This window comes from Morganella psychrotolerans (assembly GCF_001676155.1).
GTDB classification, from domain to species: domain Bacteria; phylum Pseudomonadota; class Gammaproteobacteria; order Enterobacterales; family Enterobacteriaceae; genus Morganella; species Morganella psychrotolerans.
Map to the genome: position 1 here is coordinate 179,695 of NZ_LZEW01000012.1, position 24,226 is coordinate 203,920.

The 24,226-nt window shown below is 47.8% G+C and carries 13 protein-coding genes; all 13 read left to right on the plus strand.

The features are described 5' to 3' along the window. Window positions 1–319: 319 nt before the first annotated feature. Window positions 320–1,033 (plus strand): two-component system response regulator NarL, encoded by a 714-nt coding sequence (gene narL / locus AYY16_RS11220; protein ID WP_082970703.1) that lies wholly within the window; start codon window positions 320–322, stop codon window positions 1,031–1,033. Between the two features lie 95 nt (window positions 1,034–1,128). Then, entirely contained in the window at window positions 1,129–1,866 is a 738-nt protein-coding gene (locus AYY16_RS11225) for a glycerophosphoryl diester phosphodiesterase (RefSeq protein WP_067366309.1), read from the plus strand. Between the two features lie 215 nt (window positions 1,867–2,081). Then, on the plus strand, window positions 2,082–3,266 hold the full coding sequence (locus AYY16_RS11230) for an MdtL family multidrug efflux MFS transporter (RefSeq protein ID WP_067366313.1): 1,185 nt from the start codon (window positions 2,082–2,084) through the stop codon (window positions 3,264–3,266). Then, complete coding sequence (gene yidZ, locus AYY16_RS11235) at window positions 3,259–4,209, plus strand: HTH-type transcriptional regulator YidZ (protein WP_067366316.1); 951 nt, start codon at window positions 3,259–3,261, stop codon at window positions 4,207–4,209. Before AYY16_RS11230 ends, yidZ begins: the two co-directional genes overlap by 8 nt. 672 nt (window positions 4,210–4,881) lie before the next feature. Next, window positions 4,882–5,181: a helix-turn-helix domain-containing protein gene (locus tag AYY16_RS11240; RefSeq protein WP_067366319.1), complete on the plus strand. Its 300-nt coding sequence runs from the start codon at window positions 4,882–4,884 to the stop codon at window positions 5,179–5,181. 192 nt (window positions 5,182–5,373) lie between these two features. Next, window positions 5,374–5,847, plus strand: a complete 474-nt coding sequence (locus AYY16_RS11245) for a hypothetical protein (RefSeq protein WP_223861212.1) — start codon at window positions 5,374–5,376, stop codon at window positions 5,845–5,847. A 40-nt stretch (window positions 5,848–5,887) separates the two neighbouring features. Further along, window positions 5,888–7,960, plus strand: coding sequence for an inverse autotransporter beta domain-containing protein (locus AYY16_RS11250; protein WP_082970704.1), 2,073 nt, complete (start codon window positions 5,888–5,890; stop codon window positions 7,958–7,960). A gap of 16 nt (window positions 7,961–7,976) precedes the next feature. After that, entirely contained in the window at window positions 7,977–12,473 is a 4,497-nt protein-coding gene (locus tag AYY16_RS11255) for an invasin domain 3-containing protein (RefSeq protein ID WP_162271055.1), read from the plus strand. A 69-nt stretch (window positions 12,474–12,542) separates the two neighbouring features. Then, window positions 12,543–13,190: a hypothetical protein gene (locus AYY16_RS11260; protein ID WP_067366331.1), complete on the plus strand. Its 648-nt coding sequence runs from the start codon at window positions 12,543–12,545 to the stop codon at window positions 13,188–13,190. Next, entirely contained in the window at window positions 13,159–13,512 is a 354-nt protein-coding gene (locus AYY16_RS11265; RefSeq protein WP_067366333.1) for a hypothetical protein, read from the plus strand. Before AYY16_RS11260 ends, AYY16_RS11265 begins: the two co-directional genes overlap by 32 nt. 899 nt (window positions 13,513–14,411) lie before the next feature. Then, entirely contained in the window at window positions 14,412–19,469 is a 5,058-nt protein-coding gene (locus AYY16_RS11270) for an Ig-like domain-containing protein (RefSeq protein WP_067366336.1), read from the plus strand. Window positions 19,470–19,551: 82 nt separating this feature from the next. Then, window positions 19,552–23,073: an Ig-like domain-containing protein gene (locus tag AYY16_RS11275; RefSeq protein WP_067366338.1), complete on the plus strand. Its 3,522-nt coding sequence runs from the start codon at window positions 19,552–19,554 to the stop codon at window positions 23,071–23,073. Then, window positions 23,066–24,184 (plus strand): Ig-like domain-containing protein, encoded by a 1,119-nt coding sequence (locus tag AYY16_RS11280; RefSeq protein ID WP_067366341.1) that lies wholly within the window; start codon window positions 23,066–23,068, stop codon window positions 24,182–24,184. The genes AYY16_RS11275 and AYY16_RS11280 overlap by 8 nt, the downstream gene beginning before the upstream one ends. Window positions 24,185–24,226: the final 42 nt, after the last annotated feature.

The following is a 24,226-nucleotide window of genomic DNA, read 5'->3' on the forward strand; positions in this document are numbered from 1 at the left end:
AACATTGCAGGGAACGTGTCAGATAACCCCCCGGGAGCAGGGCGGTACACAAGTGCTGATAAGCTTCCCCGGGTAATATACCCTTATTCATTCAAACTACAGGTTCGTTGGCTGTGCTCAACCAGCCGGGTCACATACTAATGTATGCTCCCCGTCTGTTTTCCCTTGCCGCCTTCCTGCATCTTGAATGACGTTGGGTATATGCACTTGTTCATTCAAACTGCAGGTTCGTTGGCTGTGCTCAACCAGCCTGCATCCTGAATGAGGTTGGGCATACAACTATAAAAATAAATGAAGATTATTCAGGAGCAAGGTAAACATGAACAATAATGCAGCGGCACGTCTTTCTGCCGGTGAGATAATATTGAGTGACCCGGATGAGCCGGGCGATGTCTCCTCACCCGCCACTATTTTGCTGATTGATGATCATCCGATGCTGCGCAATGGCGTCAAACAGCTGATAAGCCTGGAGCCGTCACTGAAGGTTGCCGGTGAAGCCGGAAACGGGCGGGATGGGATCGCGCTGGCTGAAACACTCGATCCTGATCTTATCCTGCTGGATCTGAATATGCCGGACATGAACGGCTTTGAAACGCTGGATATTCTGCGGCAAAAATCGCTGTCCGGGCGCATTGTGGTGTTTAGTGTATCCAATTACCGCGAAGATTTGATAACGGCCCTGCGGCGCGGGGCGGATGGATATCTGCTCAAAGATATGGAGCCGGAAGAGTTGCTGGTGGCTCTCAGGCAGGCGGCTGCGGGGAAAATGGTGGTTTCCCCTGCACTGACAGAAGTGCTGGCGGGCGCACTGCGGGAAGTGCGCAGTGAGGGGGAGCCGGATATAAACAGTCTGACACCGCGTGAGCGCGATATTCTCAGGCTGATAGCGCAGGGGCAGCCGAATAAAATGATCGCCCGCAAGCTGGATATTACGGAGAGTACTGTAAAAGTACATGTGAAGAATCTGATGAAAAAGATGAAAGTGAAGTCGAGGGTGGAAGCGGCTGTGTGGGTGTTGCAGCAGAACAAATGATTTTGCGGAAGATTCTTTGTTTTTAGGCGCAGTACTTTGCTGTTATATATACTCTATAAGCGGATCTGTCATATATAAAGTATAAAGGAACAAATATGATTATTGCAGCGCACCGTGGTTTTGCTTCCCGCGCACCGGAAAATACCATGACCTCTTTCCGGGAGGCGGTTGAGTTTGGTTGTTCGTGGATTGAAACGGATGTTCAGCTCAGCGCTGATGGTGTGCCGGTCCTTATTCATGATGAAACGGTGAACCGTACCACCAACGGCAGCGGAAAAGTGACGGATTTAACGCTGCGGGAATTGCGGGCTCTGGATGCCGGGCTGTGGTTTGGTGAAGCATTTCGCGGGGAGAAAATTCCGCTGCTGACGGATTTACTGGAACTGGCGGCAGAAAATGGCACACACCTTAATCTGGAACTGAAAACAGAACTGACAGACAGTGATGCGGCAATTGCTGACCTGTGCGAAGCCACCGCTGCGGTGATTGAAATGAGTGACTTTCCCGCAGAACAAATTCTTTTCTCAAGCTTTGATTCCCGCACATTGCGTCATATGCACAAGCGGATGCCGCTTATCCGGCGCGGACAGCTCTGGGAGAAAATCCCTGAACAGCCACTGACATTGTTGCAGGAAATTGATGCGTTCAGTGTGCACTGTGACTGGCTGTTTTTACAGGAAAAAACGGTAAAATCTCTGAAGAAATCCGGTTATCAGGTCTATTGTTACACGGCGAATTACCCGGAACTGGTTGCTCACTTTGCCGACTGGGGTGTGGGTATGCTGATCACGGATAACCCGGGTGTGTACAGAACGGAAAACATCTTTTCCTGAATGGAAAACAGAGTTTCGTTATTTGTCAGTAGGGAAAGTAAAAACGGCTGATTACAATCACACCGGCGACTCTCTTTATACCCAACGTCATTCAGGATGCAGGCAGGCGGCAAGGGAAGTCAGACGGGGAGCATACATAAGTATGTGACCCGGCTGACTGAGTGCAGCCCAGACCCTGCGGTTTGAATGAATAAGGGTATATAAGGATCGGTGTGATGCGCAGATATGTCATTTTTAGTTTCTGGATTGTCCTGATGTACCCGCTGGGTGTGGATTTACACCTGACCGGGCTCCCGCGTATAGCGGCAGATTTAAATGCCGCAGAAAGTGCGCTGCATATCGCTTTCTCTGTGTATCTTGCCGGTATGGCGTCCACCATGCTGATTGCCGGCTGGTGTGCGGATCATATCGGGCGTAGACCGGTTGCCCTGGCAGGTGCCGTTATTTTTGCGCTGGCTTCTGTGGCGGCAGGCTCTGCCACAACAACTACTTTCTTTCTTATTGCCCGTTTCGTACAGGGTGTGGGGGCAGGTTTTTGTTATGTGGTGACATTTGCCCTGCTGCGTGACGTGCTTTCCGGGCAGGCGCGGGCAAAAGTACTGTCTATGATGAATGGCATTACCTGCATTGCACCGGTGCTGGCGCCGGTTATCGGCTTTATTATCCTCCTGTATTTTCACTGGTCAGTGATGTTTTATGTCTGTGCCGCATACGCGCTGGTGAGTATTATTTTCTGTCTGTTCTTTATTAAAGAAACCCGTCCGGAAAAGTCCCTGCATACAGATGAAAACAGCAGCGATATAAAGGTGGCGAAAGAGGTATTTCTCAATACCTTTTTCCTGACCCGCCTGGCGATTTCCTGCCTGGGAATGGGGGTTATTCTGACCTATGTGAATGTATCGCCGATGATCCTTATGGGACAGATGCAATTTACATCCGGGCAATACTCTGTGGCAATGGCGCTGCTGGCAGTGGTCAGTATGAGTATCTCTTTCTCCATGCCGAAAATTATTACGGCTTTTAACAGCCGCTCTGTTCTTTATACCGCGCTGGGGCTATTTCTGCTTAATGCGTTGTTACTGGGCATTTTTCTTTGTGGTGCGGATTATGTGATCCTGCTGCTGATTGTTTTCGGATTGTGTGGAGCGGGGTTTTCACTGATGTTCGGGATTATCATGAGCCAGGCGCTATCCCCGTTTGTCACCCGCGCCGGGATGGCAAGCTCAGTGCTGGCAATATCTCAGCTCAGTTTTGCATCGGCGTATATCTGGATTATGGCACAGGCGGGTGTAGCGTCAGTGACAATGCTGTTTATTATTCTGCTGACAACCTCACTGGCGGGTGCGATATTACTGAAACGGTATCCCGACAGCAGCAACGACAGCTCATTCAATGAATAAATCACTGCACCGACTGGATTTGAATTTACTTGTTATCCTTCAGTATCTGCTGGAGGAGCGCAGTGTCAGTTTGACCGCGGCAAGACTCTCGGTGACGCCCTCAGCTATCAGTAAGGCGCTGACAAAGTTGCGCACCTGGTTTGATGACCCGCTGTTTATCCGCAGCCCGCAGGGGCTGTCGCCGACACCGCTGATGCTGCGTCTGGAAAGCTCGTTACCGGAATTTTTACATGCCGCGAAATATATCTCGGAGATCCGTGACAGCGAAAACCCGAAAGGGATTCAGTTCCGTTTGCTGATGGAAGCGCCGCTCAACCTGATTATGCTGCATGACCTTTCTGTTTCTATCCTGGATAGCTATCCTGAATCTGTTGTCAGTATCCGCGACTGGGATTATAACTCACTCAGTGCGGTGATTGCGGGGGAGGCGGATATCGGTCTGCTCGGGCGTGAAAGTTACCCGAAATCAAAAGAGACGGTCAGTGCTATTCCTGACATTGTTAATTTTGACGTCCTGTTTACTGACCGCCCGCTGGCATTTATCCGGCGTGATCACCCTGTTCTGAATGAAGACTGGACGATTGATAACCTGGTGAAATACCCGCATATCAGTACCGAATACGGAAACCGCATTCCGTGGGCGCTGGATGATTTATTGCATGATACAGGGCGCTCACGGCAAATCAGGCTCTCTTATTCCTCTTTTGAACAATCATTGCTGATGGCAGCGCATCCCGGACATTCACTTATTACCTGTGCGCCCGGTTATTGTCTGCATTATGTCACTCAGTTTCAGCTGGATTTAGTCTGCCTGCCGCTTCCGTTTGATGAGTCACTGTACCGGCAGTTGGAGATCCCTTTCCTGATGCTCTGGCATAAGCGTAATAATCATAATTCCAAAATCAGCTGGCTGAGAGAAAAAAATCCGCCGCAGTATTACTGATTTTATTTATTCATAAAATAAAATACAAGTTATCCGCGTTATATTTCTCTTCGGTAAATATAATACAAATTATCCGAGTTATATTTAATCTCCTATACATGTAATGTTGGGTTTTTTTTATTTATCTTAAGTAATAATTAAATATAAAATGTAACAAAGTAATGCATCTTTAGCCTTTCTGAGAGTTATATCTGCGTATGTTATAGGGTTAATACATCTCATGATTGTTTCTTCATTTGTATAATCTGATGAATTTAAATGATTATTTTATCATTGAACGTTTTTTTTTGATTTTTTTAATGATAGGTTTTACCAATTGTTTTTGTAATAACGAAAGAAGAATGATTATTTGCATGGCTTAACCGGATTCATTTATTCTTTACCCGATCAGATAATAGATATTTACCAGTGTTACTTATTGGATTTTTATTTTTTATTACAATAGCAACATTAAACTCATTTAACTGGTATTTAATTGAAGAGTATTATTTGAAAGTAAGGCAGTGGCTGACTTCTTTCAGACAATGGATTAAATAACAAACAGGGATTGTTGTTTTTTTTATTGGGTTTTCTGGTGCTAAAGTCAGGCGGGGATTATTTTTATTAATTTTAGTAAATCCCCCGGATAAACATAAAAGGAGTTAAACATCCTCAGGTAGAACAGGTTTTTCTATGTGTGATAATACTATATCTCTTTCGAAGGAAGTGGGTTTTTTCTTAAAAAGAAGGCGAAAAAGTCAGGGGTTAACCGGTTCGGAACTGGCTGAGAAACTCAATATCAGTCAGCAGCAAATATCCCGCTATGAACGCGGTTTGTCTGTGCTTAGTCCGGATGTCATGCTCAGGTATTGCGCGGCATTGGGAATGGCGGAGCGTGAGATCAGCGAACTTTTCTCCATTATCAGCACATACTATCAGTACGCTGTTTCCGAACAGGAAAATATAGACGGATTTGATGACACACAATGCTGAATATCTATCCGTAATGACTTCCCTCTTTATCTGTTCTTTTGAGCTGACTCCCCCCTTGTCTGTTTATCTGATGACTAATAATACGTTATTTTTTTTTACGGTATTAACAGCATTCAGATACATCAGGTGTTTTATTGAACCTGTATTTTCTCTCAATAAGAGTTAATTTTTATAAAATAGGAATGAATGAAAATGATGATTAACAAAAAAGCGCTGGTTATTGCCGGACTTTCACTGATTATTTCCGCTTGCTCGACTTCGCCGGTAAAGAAAAATACATCCGGAATTAAAAACCCACCGGCTAAACAGCAAACCCGCTCTGCCACACCAAATGTAGAAGGTAATAACGCGGCACAGGCGTATGTGGGAAATAAACAAGTGGCTTCACAGGGTATTGTTATTGCGTCAACAAAGAATGCCTGTGTTGATGGGTTTAATTTTCTGAAAGGTGTTAATCAGGGCGAGTTTAATGAGTTCTCATCAAGCTATGGCCGTATTAATCAAAACTATACCTTCCTGAATGTGAATAAAGAAATCATGGATAAAGACTCGCGTGAAGTGTTATCCATGACGCTGAATAAGAAGCTGGATACATTATGTACAAAAGTTCAGTACGCAGGTTTCATCGGTGTGAAAGATAAAATAAAAGCACTTTCTGACATTTAATTTTCTGTTTTGATTTTTATTTTAATATAGGGATGTGTCCATGCCAGTTGCAACGTATTACTCGAAAACGAAAAGAGTAACAGCCTGTCTGTTACTCTTTCTACAGTTATTTTTTCCGATATCGGTTGCAACATCATCGATTGCTTATGCGATGGAACAAGACAGTGAATTAATAATGTCAAATACCGTTGACGGACTTAATGCACTGATGGACACACCCCCTGCATTGTCAGAGAAATCTGCCGGTAGCTCGTCTGCCGGTAACTCTGACAGTAACAATTTTACCGTTCAGATGCCTGACGGAGGCGAATTCGGCGTTATGCCCGCCGATCCGGGCGCCGGTTTTATTTCCGGTCAGAACGGCATGACGTTCCCGATGAGTGTCAGTACACTACCGGACCCGGCAAAACCTGCCCCGCGTGATAATACCGTGCGGACAGATGATATTTTCAGTGCCCTGCCGACAATGGGTCTGCCGGATATCTCACCTGAAGATGACGCAGCAGCATCAGAATCAAAATGGGCAGGAAATGCCTCACAGGCAGGACAAATTTTGTCGTCAGATGATGCGGTTGACGCATCTGTCGGCTATGTCCGCAGCCTCGGTGAAAATCTGCTTAATCAGCAGGTTAATGACTGGCTGAACCAGGTAGGTCATGCCAGGGTACAGTTTGGCAGCAATAAAACCGGCGATGCCGATCTTTTGATCCCGCTGGTTGATAATCCGAACAGCTTATTGTTCTCACAATTCGGTATCCGCGCAAATGATGAGCGGACCACCACCAACCTCGGTCTGGGCTATCGTCAGTATGAAGATGGCTGGATGTGGGGTCTGAACAGTTTTTATGATTATGACATTACCGGCAGCAACTCGCGGGTGGGTATCGGCGGTGAGCTGTGGGCGGATTATGTGAAGCTCGCGGCAAACGGCTATTTCAGAATTACAGACTGGCATCAGTCCACATTGCATGACATGCGTGACTATGATGAACGCCCGGCGAACGGGTTTGATATCCGAGCAGAGGGTTATCTGCCGGATTATCCGCAGTTAGGTGCATTTGTAAAATATGAACAGTATTTTGGTGACGGCGTCAGCCTCGCCCGCACCACATCCACCGGTGAACTGAAAAGTAACCCGTCTGTTTCCACGGTCGGTGTCAGTTATACCCCGTTCCCGTTAATCACCTTTAAAGGTGAAACCTCCGCCGGTGATTCCAATGACAGCAAAGTCGGAATGGAGCTTTCCTACCGCTTTGGTGTGCCGTTGTCTCAGCAGCTTGATACCGAAAACGTAGATTTAATGCGTAATCTGGCGGGTAACCGCTACGACTTCGTAGACCGTAATTACAATATCGTGATGCAGTACCGCAAGCAGGAACTGCTGCGGATCGGGCTGCCACCGGAACTCAAAGGTGAAGCGGCACAAACCCTGCCGGTTACCGCCAGTGTTCTGAAAGCAAAATACGGACTGAAATCACTCCGCTGGTCCGCGCCTGAACTGGAAGCAAATGGTGGTGAAATCAGACAAACCGGTCTGACGACAGCCGATATCACCCTGCCTGAATACGTGTTTATGACCCGTAACGGTGCGCCGCAGGGCTACCGTGTTACGGCAGTCGGGGAAGATAACGAGGGTAACTCGTCCAATACCGCAGAAATGTGGGTCAATGTTATTCCGTCCACAGAAACGATCACCAAACTGACCGTCACACCAAACCGTGAATTACTGGCAAATAACAGTGATCAGTTTACGGCAGTGGCATTGTTGCAGAGCAGCATTGGCGGCGGTGTGCTGGCAAATAAAGCAGTGACATTCAGTGTCTCAGGGCTGAAAAATGCCGAAGGCGTAACGATTTTCGATGCGGAGGGTAACAGTGGTCAGACTCTGACCGTGATTACCGGCGCGGATGGTACCGCAACGGTTAAAGTCATCAGTAAATCAGCGGGTAAAGGGTTACTGAAAGCGAAAATGCGCAACGGTAACAGCCGCACGGAAGCGATTGTGTTTGTCGCTGACAGCAGCACCGCGAAGATTAAAACCCTGGAATTAACGCAGAACAAAGCGCTGGCAAACGGACAGGAAAAAAAATATCGGTCTGACAACGGTCACTGACCAGTTTGATAACCCGGTGAGTAATTTCACGTTAAACGCGAGAGCAGATAACGGCGCCACGGTGGTGAATGCCACTGCGCAAACGGACGAATCGGGTCGGATGACCACGCAGTTCAGCAGTGAAACGGCCGGTGATTCCAAACTGGTGGTTGAGGGTGCCGGTACGTCAAAAAGCGTAACATCGCAGTTTGTTGCGGATATCAGCACAGCAAAAATTCAGAGTGTGGTTATCTCGCAGGACAATGCCATCGCCAACGGGAAAGCGAAAAACCGTGTTCTGGTGACAGTCACGGATAACCGCAATAACCCGTTAGCCGGTGCGCCGGTGACGATTACCGTTCCTGTGCCTGCCCGCTATCAGACACAGCCTGCGAGTGGGATGACAGACAGCCGTGGTCAGTTACAGGTGGATATCACCAATACCAAAGCCGCGCAGGAAAATTATACCTTCAGTATTAATGACAGCCGTGAAACACGACAGCTGACATTTATTGCGGATGAAACTACCGCAACTATCACGGATTCACAGTTAGTGATCGTAACTAACAATCAGCTGGCTGACGGCGTGGCAGCAAACCAGGTGAAAGCAACGGTTGTCGATCAGTACAATAACCGCGTACCGAACATGGGTATTGAATTTAAAACAAACCATGATGCGAACCCGTCACTGGCTCAGCTGGCAACGGGCAGCAACGGGGAAGTGGTATTTGATCTGACCAATACACTGACCGGCGCAACGGCTGTAATTGCCAAGGTTAACAATATCTCTGCCACGAAGAGCGTGATGTTTACGGCAGATGGTTCGACCGGAGAGATCCTCAGCAATAATATGACCGTTGTGGTGGACAACAGCCCGGCAAATGGCACGAGCCAGAATGAGGTAAAAGCAATTGTCACTGACGCGCAGGGAAACCTGGTGCCGTATGCCAATGTGACCTTTACAGCGGATAACGGAGCAAGCCCGGCATCACTGCCATTGCTGACGGATGAGCAGGGGGCCGTGCTCTTCAAACTGACCAATACACTTGCCACGCCGGTTTCTGTTACTGCGCAGGTTAATGCCAACCAGATGACAAAATCAGTAACATTTGTCGCGGACAGCACTAATCCGGATGAACAGAAATCGTCATTGGCCGCCAATCCGGCAACGATTATTGCGGATGGTCAGTCAGAATCAACATTGCTTTTCACCTTAAAAGATAAATTCGGAAACCTGATCCCGGGTCAGACCGTGGTATTCAAATCTGATTTGGCCAATACCACGCTGAGCGGCACCACTGAAAACCCGGACGGTACGTATACCGCGACCCTGAAAGGCACCAAAGCCGGTGATGCAAAAATCAGTGTCACCCTGAACGGTAAAGCGTTTGCAGTGACCCCGGTAACAGTCAGACTGACGGCGGACGGCGGTAATCTGAGTAAGGAGAAATCGTCCCTGAAAGCCGTTCCGCTGACAATAGTCGCGAATAATACAGCGGAGTCAGCACTGACCCTGACCCTGAAGGATGTGAACGGTAACAGTGTTCCGGGACAGGCGGTAGAGTTCAGTACTGTACTGACGGGCACTACGTTCAGCACGGTAACGGATAATCAGGACGGCACTTATACGGCAACCCTGAAAGGGACCAACGCGGGTGTGGCCGCACTGAAAGTTACCGTCAACAGTGTAATTCTGGATGTGGCAGCGGTAAGTGTGACGCTGACCGCTGACGGCGGAAACCTGAGTAAGGATAAATCGTCTCTGAAAGCCGTTCCGGACACTATCGTGGCGGATAACACGGCGACCTCGGCGCTGACCCTGACGCTGAAAGATGTGAACGGTAACTTGGTATCCGGACAAGCGGTTCTGTTCAGCACCACGCTGGCAGATACCACGCTCAGTACAGTGACGGATAATCAGGACGGTACTTATACCGCGACCCTGAAAGGTACTAAAGCGGGCAACGCTGCACTGAAAGTGACGGTGAACGGCACTGAGCTTGCTGTGACAGCGGTGAGTGTGACGCTGACCGCAGATGACAGTAATCTGAGTGAGACTAAGTCATCTTTGACGGCGTATCCGCTGACTATCCTGACGGATAACACGGAAACCTCGGCACTGACGCTGACTCTGAGGGATGTAAACGGTAACCCTGTGTCCGGACAGACAACTCTGTTCAGCACGACGCTGGCGGATACTTCATTCAGTACGGTAACGGATAATCAGGACGGGACGTACACCGCGACCCTGAAAGGCACCAAGTCAGGTGATGCAAAAATCAGTGTCACCCTGAGCGGTAATACGTTTGCGGTGGCACCGGTGACAGTGAAACTGACCGCAGACGGCGGCAATCTGAGTGAGGCGAAATCCTCCCTGGCGGCGGATCCGGTGACTATCGTGGCGAATAATACAGCGACGTCGACACTGACTCTGACCCTGAAAGATATGAACGGAAACCTGGTGTCCGGACAGACAGCCTTGTTCAGCACGACGCTGGCGGAAACCACGTTCGGTACGGTGACGGATAATCAAAACGGAACCTATACCGCGACCCTGAAAGGTACCAAAGCGGGTGATGCGATAATCAGTGTCAGCCTGAACGGAAATGCGTTTGCCGTCGCCCCGGTGACAGTGAAACTGACCGCAGACGGCGGTAATCTGAGCAAGGATAAATCGTCTCTGAAAGCGGTTCCGGACACTATTGTGGCGGATAACACGGCAGCCTCTGCACTGACCCTGACATTGAAAGATGTGAACGGTAACCTGGTGTCCGGACAGGCGGTTCTGTTCAGTACCACACTGGCGGATACCACGTTCAGTACGGTAACGGATAATCAGAACGGAACCTATACCGCAACTCTGAAAGGTACCAAGTCGGGCGAAGCCGCTCTGAAAGTCACGGTGAACGGTACTGAGCTTGCAGTGGCAGCGGTAAGTGTGAGGCTGACAGCCGATGACGGTAATCTGAGCGGGGATAAATCCTCCCTGACGGCGGTTCCTGATTCTATCCTGGCAGATGGCACGGAAATCTCAGCACTGACACTGACTCTGAAAGACGTGAACGGTAACCTGGTGAAAGGTCAGACGGTGGCATTCAGCACAGTTCTGGCAGATACCACGTTCAGCACGGTAACGGATAATCAGGACGGAACCTATACCGCAACCCTGAAAGGTACTAAGTCGGGTGAAGCGGCACTGAAAGTGACGGTGAACGGCGCTGATCTTGCTGTGGCAGCGGTAAGTGTCACGCTGAACGGTGACGGCGGTAATCTGAGTAAGGATAAATCGTCTCTGAAAGCAGTTCCGGACACTATCGTGGCAGATGATACGGAAACCTCCGCACTGACGCTGACTCTGAAGGACGTGAACGATAACCCGGTTACTGGTCAGGCAGTGTTGTTCAGTACGACTCTGGCAGATACCACCTTTAGTACGGTGACGGATAATCAGGACGGAACCTATACCGCGACCCTGAAAGGCACCAAAGCGGGCGAAGCCGCACTGAAAGTCACAGTGAACGGTACTGAGCTTGCGGTGGCAGCAACGAGTGTAACGCTGACCGCTGATGAAGGTAATCTGAGCGGGGAAAAATCGGCCCTGACGGCGGTTCCTGATTCTATCCTGGCGGATAACACGGAAACCTCTACGCTGACTCTGACCCTGAAAGACGTGAACGATAACCTGGTGTCCGGACAGACAGTTCTGTTCAGCACGGCATTGGCGGATGTCACGTTCAGTACGGTAACGGATAATCAGAACGGGACATACACTGCGACGCTGAAAGGCACCAAAGCAGGCGAAGCCGCACTGAAAGTGACGGTGAATGGCGCTGAGCTTGTCGTGGCAGCAGTGAGTGTCACACTCAACGGTGACAGCGGCAATCTGAGTGAGGATAAATCATCGCTGACGGCGCTTCCGGCAACTATCGTGGCGAATAACACAGAAACCTCGGAACTTATCCTGACGCTGAAAGACGTGAACGGTAACACAGTGTCCGGGCAGACAGTTCTGTTCAGTACCACGCTGGCGGATATCTCGTTCAGTACAGTAACCGATAATCAGGACGGGACGTACACCGCGACTCTGAAAGGCACCAAAGCCGGTAATGCGGAAATAAAAGTCAGTGTTAATAATGCGGCGTTTAACGTTACACCGAAGACAGTGAAATTGGTGGCAGATAAAGCAACCGCAGTCATGGTGATTACTAATCTGAATAAAGATAAAAATGCAGTAGCAGATACCGTATCGGCAAACGGATTAGAAGTGAAAATTGTGGATGCCAATGATAACCCGATTGACGGGGTTAATATCAAAGTGACTGAAAAGACACCTTCAGGAATGGTGACGATAGTTAATGGTGAAGTCATTACGAATATTAATGGAATAGTTGAACCGAAAGTCATGAGCCGGATTAAAAATGTTGAACTGTCAGTATCTGCGAAAGATGCAGGCGGTATTGATATAAGCGAAGACTACTCTCTGATATTTGACCTGGTTAAATTTAAAATCGGGTCAATCATCGAGGCAAATTAATCCATTATTTACCGGCTGGCTTATATCTTAAGTCAGCCGGTATAACACTGTTTCAGTAAGGTTAGCACCATGAAAAACAAAATTATTGCGGTATTGTTAGTTGTTATGTCACATAGTGCATATTCTCACTATGAGGTTGAAAATGTAAAAACGACCACAAGAATATTTTCATTCGATCTTATTCACAAATATCTTGTCGGTCATGACACAAATCATCCTAATACGTGTAAAAGAGCAAACGCCAGTAGTACGCTGGCAGAATGTGTAATGAAGTATAAAGTAGTATCCGGCGGGAATAATAAGGAAATACAATCCGGTTCTGTCGATTTAAGAGGCGACGGCAGTTACGATGATGAGTTGATGAATGCAGTAACACACTATGATTCATTGAAGGTTGCCGAAAGTCATGGTATTGATTTAGCAAAATTTGTTGAGATACCAAGAGAAGATGTGACCTCGCTGACCGGCGGAAATAATCAATATACAGTGACTACGTCATCACTGGGTCGTGTATGTGATGCAAATTCCGCTAACTGTAAGGATACTATAGGTTCCGGTTATCTGACAAATACATTAAATTTCAATACAATGACGGAGTTACAGGTTGCCTGTGAATTCACCAGTAAAGATCTTGATATTAAAACCACATTATCTGAAGATAATCTTTATTTATACTATGGCGCGGATGATAAAAAAAATACTTCCTTATGTATATAGTGCTGACAGTGTTTCAATTGACTGTGTTAACTGGTTATCTAAAGAAATATCAAAAAATATTACGTTAGGCTATGAATCATTAAGCAAAAGTACATCTGACGGAGATACACAATTAGAATGTAAATTATTTGGTGATATTAACGGAGCTGGTGATCCGGCGTCTTCAACGACTAAAATGACGATCCCCGGGTTTTCAACCAAAGACGAATCTTTTAAAATACCTGAAGCATTTCTGGGATTTTATGTTAGCTCTCCTTCAGGTACTGCGCAAATATCAACTGAATTTAACTGTGATTTCAAATTAGCAACAGCGATTAAATAACTGAAAAGTTAACATTATCAAAATACTCATTCTCTCAGATTATAGCCGGCATGGTTTCAAACTATGCCGGTTATTTTTTTTGTCGGTATCATAAGAAGAGAGTGTTACTCATAATATTGGTTTTACCAAAAGTATTGGGTTTTATTATATCGTTGATACTGGTGTGTTATTTTTTATGTATTCTTATCTGAAAATTGAATTATTTTTATATTTTTTGTAAGGTTATGTTTCTTTAATCTCTATCATGTGAGTATTTAGTGAGTTGTATCTTCTGTTATATGTCATGGCATTTTGATTTTATTGAACTTTATTTTATCAAGGTATTTAACTATCAATGGTTTTGACTATTTGAATGTGATCTGTGAAGTATATTATCATTGACTGATAGTGCTGTTTTTTATTGTTTTTGGCTGGCGATGATATATTTAATTAAACCACGCGGCCAGTAATGTGCTGATTAATTTCAATTTTATCTATGAATGGAATTGAGTGTTAGCCAGTTAAACAGGCATTCTATTTTTTTTTACTCCAAATGCAGAGAAAGTAACTCGGTTAATATGTATAAGGAAAATGAATGACATTGGTTGGTATCATTTTTATCTCAATGTAAAGCACCTGTATGGGCAGGTCTTATTTTTCGGAAGATGTTAATCAGGCTAAGCATCATTGGTCTTTTGTGTATTAATTAAAATTGTACTTTCTTAAATGCAAACAAAGTAATTATGGGTAAAAACTCGTGTGAAGCGTTATTTTCAACACTGAAGAATATGCCGGGTGCATTATGTGAAAAATTCAGTTAGCGGGTTTCATCGGTGTGAAAGATAAAATAAAAGCGCTCTATGACATTTAATTTTCTTTCCTGATTTTTATTTTTATATTTATATTCGGGGGATGTGTTCATGCCTGCTACGTCGTATTATTCAAAAACAAAAAGGATAACAGCTTATCTGTTACTCTTTTTACAGTTATTTTTTCCGATATCGATTGCAACATCATCGGTTGCTTATGCGATAGAACAAGACAGTGCCGTCATGATGTCAGATACGTTTGACGGTCTTAATGCACTGATAGATACATCCCCTGCGCCGTCTGAAAAACCGGCCGGTAACTCGTCTGCCGGTGACAACTTTACCGTTCAGATGCCTGACGGGGGCGAATTCGGCGTTATGCCTGCTGATCCGGGCGCGGGCTTTATTGCCGGTCAGAACGGTATGCCGTTCCCGATGAGTGTCAGTACACTACCGGACCCGGCAAAACCTGCCCCGCGTGATAATACCGTGCGGACAGATGATATTTTCAGTGCCCTGCCGACAATGGGCCTGCCGGATATCTCACCTGAAGATGAAGCTGCGGCGTCAGAAGCCAAATGGGCGGAAAATACCTCTCAGGCAGGACAAATTCTGTCGGCGGACGATTCCGTCGATGCGTCTCTCGGCTATGTCCGCAGCCTCGGTGAAAACCTGCTTAATCAGCAGGTTAATGACTGGCTGAACCAGGTCGGACACGCGCGGGTGCAGCTCGGCAGCAATAAAACCGGTGATGCGGATTTGCTGCTTCCGCTGATTGATAATCCGAACAGCTTATTGTTCTCACAATTCGGTATCCGCGCAAATGATGAGCGGACCACCACCAACCTCGGTCTGGGCTATCGTCAGTATGAAGATGGCTGGATGTGGGGTCTGAACAGTTTTTATGATTATGACATTACCGGCAGTAACTCGCGGGTGGGTGTCGGCGGTGAGCTGTGGGCGGATTATGTGAAGCTCGCGGCAAACGGCTATTTCAGAATTACAGACTGGCATCAGTCCACATTAAATGAAATGCGTGACTATGATGAACGCCCTGCGAACGGGTTTGATGTCCGAGCAGAGGGCTATCTGCCGGATTATCCGCAGTTAGGTGCATTTGTAAAATATGAACAGTATTTTGGTGACGGCGTCAGTCTGGCCGGTACCACCTCTTCCGGTGAACTGAAAAGTAACCCGTCCGTATCCACGGTCGGTGTCAGTTATACCCCGTTCCCGTTAATCACCTTTAAAGGTGAAACCTCCGCCGGCGATTCGAATGACAGCAAAGTCGGAATGGAGCTTTCCTACCGCTTTGGTGTGCCGTTGTCTCAGCAGCTTGATACCGAAAACGTAGATTTAATGCGTAATCTGGCAGGCAACCGCTATGACTTCGTAGACCGTAATTACAATATCGTGATGCAGTACCGCAAGCAGGAACTGCTGCGGATCGGGCTGCCACCGGCGCTGAATGGAGAAGCGGCACAAACGCTGCCGGTTACCGCCAGTGTTCTGAAAGCAAAATACGGACTGAAATCACTCCGCTGGTCCGCACCTGAACTGGAAGCACAGGGCGGCGAGATCCGCCAGACCGGTCTGACCACGGTGGATATCACTCTGCCTGAATACGTGTTTATGACCCGTAACGGCGCGCCGCAGGGCTACCGTGTCACGGCAGTCGGGACAGACAACGAAGGCAATCTGTCCAACACCGCAGAAATGTGGGTCAATGTTATTCCGTCCACGGAAACAATCACTAAACTCACCGTCACACCAAACCGTTCATTGTTGGCAAACAACAGTGACCAGTTTACGGCGGTGGCCTTGTTACAGAATGACACCGGTGGTGTGCTCGCAAACAAAGCGGTGACATTCAGTGTCTCAGGGCTGAAAAATTCAGAAGGCGTAACGATTTTTGATACGGATGGTAACAGTGGTCAGACTCTGACCGTTATCACCGGCGCGGATGGTACCGCAACGGTTAAAATCATCAGTAAATCAGCGGGTAAAGGGTTACTGAAAGCGAAAATGCGCAACGGTAACAGCCGCACGGAAGCGATCGTGTTTATCGCCGACAGCAGCACCGCGAAGATTAAAACTCTGGAGTTAACCCATAACAAAGCGCTGGCGAATGGTCAGGAACATAATATTGCCCTGACAACAGTCACCGATCAGTTTGATAACCCGGTGGAAAACTTTACGTTAAATGCGAGAGCAGATAACGGTGCCACGGTGGTGAATGCTACTGCGCAAACGGATGAATCGGGCCGGATGACCACGCAGTTCAGCAGTGAAACCGCCGGTGATTCAAAACTGGTGGTTGAGGGTGCCGGTACGTCAAAAAGCGTAACATCGCAGTTTATTGCCGATATCAGTACGGCAAAAATTCAGAGTGTGGTTATCACACAAGATAATGCCACCGCTGACGGTAAGGCGAAAAACCGTGTTCTGGTGACAGTCACGGATAACCGCAATAACCCGTTAGCCGGTGCGCCGGTGACGATTACGGTTCCTGCAACAGCCCGCTATCAGACTCAGCCGGTGAATGGCATGACAGACAGCCGTGGTCAGTTACAGGTGGATATCACCAATACCAAAGCCGCGCAGGAAAATTATACCTTCAGTATTAATGACAGCCGTGAAACACGACAGCTGACATTTAAACCGGACATAACAACAGCCTCAATTGCGTCACTTATCAGCGATAAAAATACCATTATTGCAGACGGAACCGAGTCGGCGACACTGACGGTTACCGTAAAAGATGCTTACAGCAATATTGTCCCTGATAACACGGTAAATCTGACAACCACACTGGGTACACTGAGTGCGCAGACGGTTGTGACAGACAATGCAGGGCAGGCGACCGTCACACTGACCGCAACAAGGGTGGGTGATGCGGCTGTTCATGCTGTGAATGCGACGGATCGTACGGGTAAAAAAGTAATCGTCCGTGTCAGTCCGGACAGCAGCACAATGGCGGTTAAAAGTGTTCTGTTAAATGGCGACAAAACAACAAAAGTTGCCAACGGGACTGATAACTTTACCTATACCGCATTGGTTCAGGATGCTAACGGTAACCCGATCGCCGGTGTCACTGTGACGCCTGCGGCAGATAATCCTGATGCTGTTGTTCTGGTGGCAGGGACAACGAATGCTAATGGTGAAGTCATCATTACATTGGCCGGTACCAATAAAGCGATGGACAATATTATTGTCAGCGCCGCCACGGATTCCGGTGTCAGTGTTGATGCAGATAAAGCGGTCAGCTTTATCTATAACATCAATACAGCGAAAGTGAGTAAAGTGACACTCAATGGCGACCTGACGCAGAAAATCGCAGATGGTGTCAGCAGCTTTACGTATACCGCCCAACTGGTGGATGCTAATAACAACCCGATCCGTCAGGCAGATCTGGATGTGAAATGGACGCAGGATAAGGGCAGTGACGCCGTGTTGTCTGCTGTCAGCAGTAAAACGAATGCTGATGGTCAGGCGGTTATTACGCTGACCTCAACCACTAAAGTCGTGGACAATATTCGTGTAAGCGGACAGTTCGCGGGCACTATTGTTGTACCGGCAGATAAAACAGTCAGTTTTACCTTCGATGAGGCATCAGCCAAAGTCAGTACCGTGAAGCTCAATGGTTCTGTCGTACAGAAAGTGGCGGATGGTACCAGCAGCTTTACGTATACCGCTCAACTGGTGGATGCCAATAACAACCCGATTCGTCAGGCAGATCTGGATGTGAAGTGGACGCAGGATAAAGGCAGTGATGTCGTGCTGTCTGCAACAACCAGCAAAACGGACGCAAGCGGTAAGGCGACTATCACTCTGACCTCGACCAAAAAAGCGACCGATGACATCGGCGTGAGTGCGCAGTATGAAAATACGGCCGCAACGGCAGCGGATAAGCTCGTTAGTTTTATCTTTGAACTGAATTCAGCAAAAGTCGGCACCGTAGCACTGGACGGGACAATCGTACAGAAAGTGGCAGACGGCGCTAACACCTTTACCTATACCGCTCAACTGGTGGACAGCAGCAATAACCCAATCCGCAAAGCGGGCCTGGATATTAAATGGACGCAGGATAAAGGTACGGCGGTAAAACTGTCAGCGGTGAGCAGTAAAACAGATGCTGACGGTAAGGCTGTTATCACCCTGACCTCGACGACGACGGCTGTCGATGATGTTCGTGTAAGTGCGCAGTATCTGGCTACGGCAACCGTACCGGCAGATAAAACCGTCAGTTTTATCTACAACATTAATACGGTGAAAGTAAACAAAGTGGCGCTGAATGGCGACCTGACGCAGAAAATTGCAGATGGTACCAGCAGCTTCAGCTATACCGCACAACTGACCGATGCCAACAATAACCCGATCCGCCAGGCTGATCTGGTTGTTAACTGGACGCAGGATAAAGGTGCCAATGTAGTACTGTCAGCGATAACCAGTAAAACGGATGCAGACGGTAAGGCTGTCATTACGCTGACCTCGACCACCACGGCTGTGGATGATGTTTTTGTGAGTGCGCAGTATGAAAGTACTGTGAAAGTGGCTGCGGACAAGGCTGTCAGCTTTATTTCTGACCTGACATCAACCAAAGTCGGTACAGTGACACTCAGTGGCGCAGTTGTTGAAAAAATCGCTGATGGTGTCAACAACTTTACCTTTACGGCTCAACTGGTGGATGCGAACAACAACCCGATCCGTAAATCAGGTCTGGATGTGAAATGGACGCAGGACAAAGGCAGCGATGTGGTGCTGTCTGCGGTCAGCAGCAAAACCAACACGGATGGTAAGGCGACCATCGTACTGACCTCGACCCAAAAAGCGGTGGATAATATCCGTGTGAGTGCTCAGTATGCGGATACCGCCGCAGTGGCAGCGGATAAAACCGTTAATTTTATCTATAACATTAATCTGGCGAAAGTCGGTACCGTCTTGCTGGACGGCGCTGTCGTGCAGAAAATTGCTGATGGCGTAAGCAATTACACCTTCACCGCTCAACTGGTGGACAGCAATAATAACCCGATCCGTCAGGCTGACCTGATTGTTAACTGGGCGCAGAACAAAGGCAGTGATGCGGTGTTATCAGCTGCAACCAGTAAAACGGATGCCAATGGTAAAGCCACTATCACACTGACTTCGACCAAAAAAAGCGACAGATGATATCACTGTCAGTGCGAAGTATAAGGAAACAGCAGACGTACCGGCAGATAAAACAGTCAGTTTTATCTACAACATTAATACAGTGAAAGTGAACACGGTAACGCTGGATGGTAACCAGACACAGAAAATTGCAGATGGCACCAGCAGCTTTACCTATACCGCACAACTGACCGATGCCAACAATAACCCGATCCGCCAGGCGGGTCTGGATGTGAAATGGACGCAGGACAAAGGGACAGACGTAGCGCTGTCAGCGGTCAGCAGTAAAACCAATGCGGACGGTAAGGCCGTTATTACGCTGACATCAACCACCACAGCGACAGATGATGTCCGTGTGAGCGGACAGTACGCGCAAATCGCAGCTGTACCGGCAGACAGAACAATCAGCTTTACCTATCAGCTGACCTCAGCCAAAGTCGGCACGGTGGTGTTAAGCGGTCTTGTCACTGAAAAAATAGCGGATGGCGTGAACAGCTTCACCTATACCGCTCAATTGGTGGACAACAACAATAACCCGATCCGTCAGGCAGATCTGGCTGTGAACTGGACGCAGGATAAAGGCGCAGATGTTGTGCTGTCATCCGCAACCAGTAAAACAGATGCAAACGGTAAGGCGACTATCACGCTGACCTCGACCAAAAAAGCAGTCGATGATATCCGCGTGAGTGCGCAGTACGAAGAGACGGTTAAGGTGGCAGCGGATAAGCTCGTCAGCTTTATCTTTGAACTGAGCTCAACCAACGTCGGCACGGTGAAACTGGACGGCGCAGTCGTGCAGAAAGTGGCAGACGGCACCAGTAACTTCACCTACACCGCTCAATTAGTGGACAGCAATAACAACCCGGTCCGCAAAGCTGATTTGGTTGTGAACTGGACGCAGGATAAAGGAACGGCAGTGAAACTGTCGGCGGCAACCAGTAAAACGGATGCTGACGGTAAGGCGGTTATCACCCTGACCTCGACGACAACGGCTGTGGATGATGTCCGTGTGAATGCGCAGTATCTGGCAACAGCAGTGGTTCCGGCAGATAAAATGGTCAGTTTTACCTATCAGCTGAGCTCAGCTAAAGTCGGTACAGTGTTACTGGACGGCGCGGTTGTGAAGAAAGTGGCGGACGGAGTGAACAGTTTCACGTATACCGCCCAACTGGTTGATACCAATAACAACCCTGTCCGTCAGGCGGATCTGGTTGTGAACTGGACACAGGACAAAGGCAGTGATGTGGTGCTGTCGGCGACAACCAGTAAAACCAATGCGGACGGTAAGGCAACCATTACGCTTACCTCAACCAAAAAAGCAGTCGATGATATCCGCGTGAGTGCGCAGTATCTGACGACAACCGCCGTTCCGGCTGATAAGACCGTCAGTTTTATTCATGACCTGACATCAGCTAAAGTCAGCACGGTGAAACTGGATGGTGCAGTCGTACAGAAAATTGCCGATGGTGTGAACAGTTATACGTTCACTGCTCAGTTAGTGGATGATAACAACAACCCGATCCATCAGGCGGATCTGGATGTGAAATGGACGCAGGACAAAGGGGCGGCGGTAACACTGTCGGCGGCAACCAGTAAGACGGATGCAACCGGTAAGGCGACCATCACACTGACCTCGACCACCACCGCTGTGGATGATGTCCGTGTGAGTGCGCAGTATAAAGAAACCGCGACAGTACCGGCAGATAAAGCAGTCAGCTTTATCTACAACATTAATACGACAAAAGTGAACACCGTAACACTGGATGGCGACCTGACGCAGAAAATTGCTGATGGCGTGAACCACTTTACTTACACGGCTCAACTGACAGACGGGAACGGTAACCCTATCCGTCAGGCAGATCTTGATGTGAAATGGATCCAGGACAAAGGCACCGATGTTGTACTGTCAGCGACAACCAGTAAAACGGATGCCGGCGGTAAAGCCACCATCACACTGACTTCGACCAAAAAAGCCGTTGATGATGTCAGGGTGAGTGCGCAGTATGCAACGTCTCCGGTAGTCCCTGCAGATACAAATGTCAGTTTCATTTATGAACTGTCCTCTGCAAAAGTGGGTACTGTGACGCTGGACAACGGAACGGTTGTGCAGAAAATTGCTGATGGCGTGAACACCTTTACCTATACCGCTCAGTTGGTTGATACCAATAACAACCCGATCCGCAAGTCTGGTCTGGATGTTAAATGGATGCAGGATAAAGGAGCAGATGTCGTGCTGTCGGCGACAACCAGTCAAACGGATGCCAATGGTAAAGCGACTATCACACTGACGTCGACCACCAAAGTGGTGAGCGATATCACGGTGAGTGCGCAGTATCTGGCGACGACGACTGTTGCGGCAGACAAGAAGGTCAGCTTTATTTATGACCTGACATCCGCCAAAGTCAGTACGGTGACCCTGGACAACGGAATGGTTGTGCAGAAAATCGCTGATGGTGTGAACACCTTTACCTATACGGCTCAGTTGGTTGATACCAATAACAACCCGGTCACTCAGGCTGATCTGGATGTGAAATGGACGCAGGATAAAGGTGCAGATGTGGTGCTGTCGGCGACAACCAGTAAAACGGATGCCACCGGTAAGGCGACTATCACGCTGACCTCGACCAAAAAAGCGGTGGATGATATCACTGTCAGCGGACAGTATCTGGCGACAGCGACCGTTGCAGCCGATAAAAAGGTGAGCTTCATCTACGACATGGCATCAGCCAAAGTCGGTACGGTGAACCTGGACGGGGCCGTTGTGCAGAAAATTGCTGATGGCGTGAACACCTTTACCTATACCGCCCAGTTGGTTGATATCAATAACAATCCGATTCGTAAGGCGGATCTGGATGTGAAATGGACGCAGGATAAAGGCGTTGATGTAGTGTTGTCGGCGGTAACCAGTAAAACGGATGCAACCGGTAAGGCTACCATCACCCTGACCTCGACCAAAAAAGCGGTAGATGGTATCACCGTGAGTGCACAGTATCTGGAGACGGTCAACGTTGCGTCAGATAAGAAGGTCAGCTTTATTTATGACCTGACGTCAGCAAAAGTCAGTACGGTGAAGCTTGACGGTAATGTCACGGAGCAAATTGCCGATGGTATTAAGTTCTATACCTATACCGCGCAACTGGTTGATATCAATAACAACCCGATCAATCAGGCAGATCTGGATGTAAAATGGACGCAGGATAAAGGTGCTGATGTGGTGCTGTCGGCGACAACCAGTAAAACGGATGCCACCGGTAAAGCGACGATTAAACTAACATCAACCACCAAAGCGGTGAGTGATATTCAGGTGAGTGCACAGTATCTGGCGACGACAACCGTTGCGGCAGACAAGAAGGTCAGCTTTATTTATGACCTGGCGTCAGCCAAAATCGGTACGGTGATCCTGGACGGGGCTGTTGTGGAAAAAATAGCCGATGGCATAAATACCTTTACCTATACCGCGCAACTGGTCGATATCAATAACAATCCGGTAACTCAGGCTGATCTGGATGTGAAATGGACTCAGGATAAAGGCGTTGATGTGGTGTTGTCGGCGGCAACCAGTAAAACGGATGCTACCGGTAAAACCACTATTACGCTGAAATCGACCAAAAAAAGCGGTGGATGATGTCATTGTCAGTGCGCAATATCTGGCCACGGTGACCGTTCCGGCAGACAAAAAAATCAGCTTTATTGCTGATGCCGCAACAGCACGTATTTCCCTTGTCAAACTGTCAGGAGAGCTGACACGCAAGGTCGCCAATGGCACAAATACATTTATATTTGTAGCGACGGTGACTGATGTGAATGGTAACCCGGTCCGGAATATGGATGTGACCTGGAGTGGTAATAAGCCGGATACAACAACACTGGTTGCGACAGCACCGAAAACAGGTGTTGATGGTACGGTGGAAGCCACACTGACAAGTTCACTGACGCCGACATATGACATTATTGTCTCTGCGGCGATAGCCGGTCAGAATAAGGTTGATGCCAACCTGAAAGTCTCTTTTGAGGAGTTGTTCAAAGGTACAATCACCGTTGTGGACGCCGGTAAAAAAGGGACTGTTGTCATAGCGGGGGCGCGCATTGAAATCTATTCAGAGAATAAGGGTGAGAAGCTTGTCGATACGACGACACCTGCCTCCGGAAAGGTTCCGGTAGAACTCGTGGCAGGGAAGTATGCCATTGTTATTACAAAAGATACTTACAGAACGTATGATGACTTCATTGAGATTCGCACAGGTGCTGACCTTAATTATCAGTTCGGGCTTATCCAGTTAGGTGATAACGACGCTAAAATTATTGTCCAGTGGCAGGAGAATAAACCAAAAGACCCTGATACCTATATCAAGGTTCCAGCCGGGGTAAATGTTTACCGGGGTAACAAGAATTACAATAATGGTGAAGTGACGCTCGACAGGGATGATACATCGGCTTCGGGTCTTGAGACGATTACCATCAAAGCATTCAAACAGGGAACGTATACCTATGCGCTGGAGTGTTACAATTGTACCTGGTCAAACTTTAATGACACAGATGCAAAAGTATCCGTATACATTAATGACAGAGTGACATTGGGTGGAGGAACATCTAAGGATACTTATGTTACATCTCCGAGAAACGCGGTAGCGACCACTGGTAATACCACCAAATTCTGGCGTGTACTTGAAATTAACGTAACCAGTGCCGGGGTTGTTACTACCAAAGTGATAAATACTTACAGTACCGCTTTTTGATACCGTAATTATGATTTAATAAAGAAAACGCCTGATATAAAA

Coding starts and splice junctions, on each gene's coding strand:
- narL (WP_082970703.1), top strand. CDS start 320: ATGAACAATAATGCAGCGGCACGTCTTTCTGCCGGTGAGATAATATTG.
- AYY16_RS11225 (WP_067366309.1), top strand. CDS start 1,129: ATGATTATTGCAGCGCACCGTGGTTTTGCTTCCCGCGCACCGGAAAAT.
- AYY16_RS11230 (WP_067366313.1), top strand. CDS start 2,082: ATGCGCAGATATGTCATTTTTAGTTTCTGGATTGTCCTGATGTACCCG.
- yidZ (WP_067366316.1), top strand. CDS start 3,259: ATGAATAAATCACTGCACCGACTGGATTTGAATTTACTTGTTATCCTT.
- AYY16_RS11240 (WP_067366319.1), top strand. CDS start 4,882: ATGTGTGATAATACTATATCTCTTTCGAAGGAAGTGGGTTTTTTCTTA.
- AYY16_RS11245 (WP_223861212.1), top strand. CDS start 5,374: ATGATGATTAACAAAAAAGCGCTGGTTATTGCCGGACTTTCACTGATT.
- AYY16_RS11250 (WP_082970704.1), top strand. CDS start 5,888: ATGCCAGTTGCAACGTATTACTCGAAAACGAAAAGAGTAACAGCCTGT.
- AYY16_RS11260 (WP_067366331.1), top strand. CDS start 12,543: ATGAAAAACAAAATTATTGCGGTATTGTTAGTTGTTATGTCACATAGT.
- AYY16_RS11265 (WP_067366333.1), top strand. CDS start 13,159: ATGATAAAAAAAATACTTCCTTATGTATATAGTGCTGACAGTGTTTCA.
- AYY16_RS11270 (WP_067366336.1), top strand. CDS start 14,412: ATGCCTGCTACGTCGTATTATTCAAAAACAAAAAGGATAACAGCTTAT.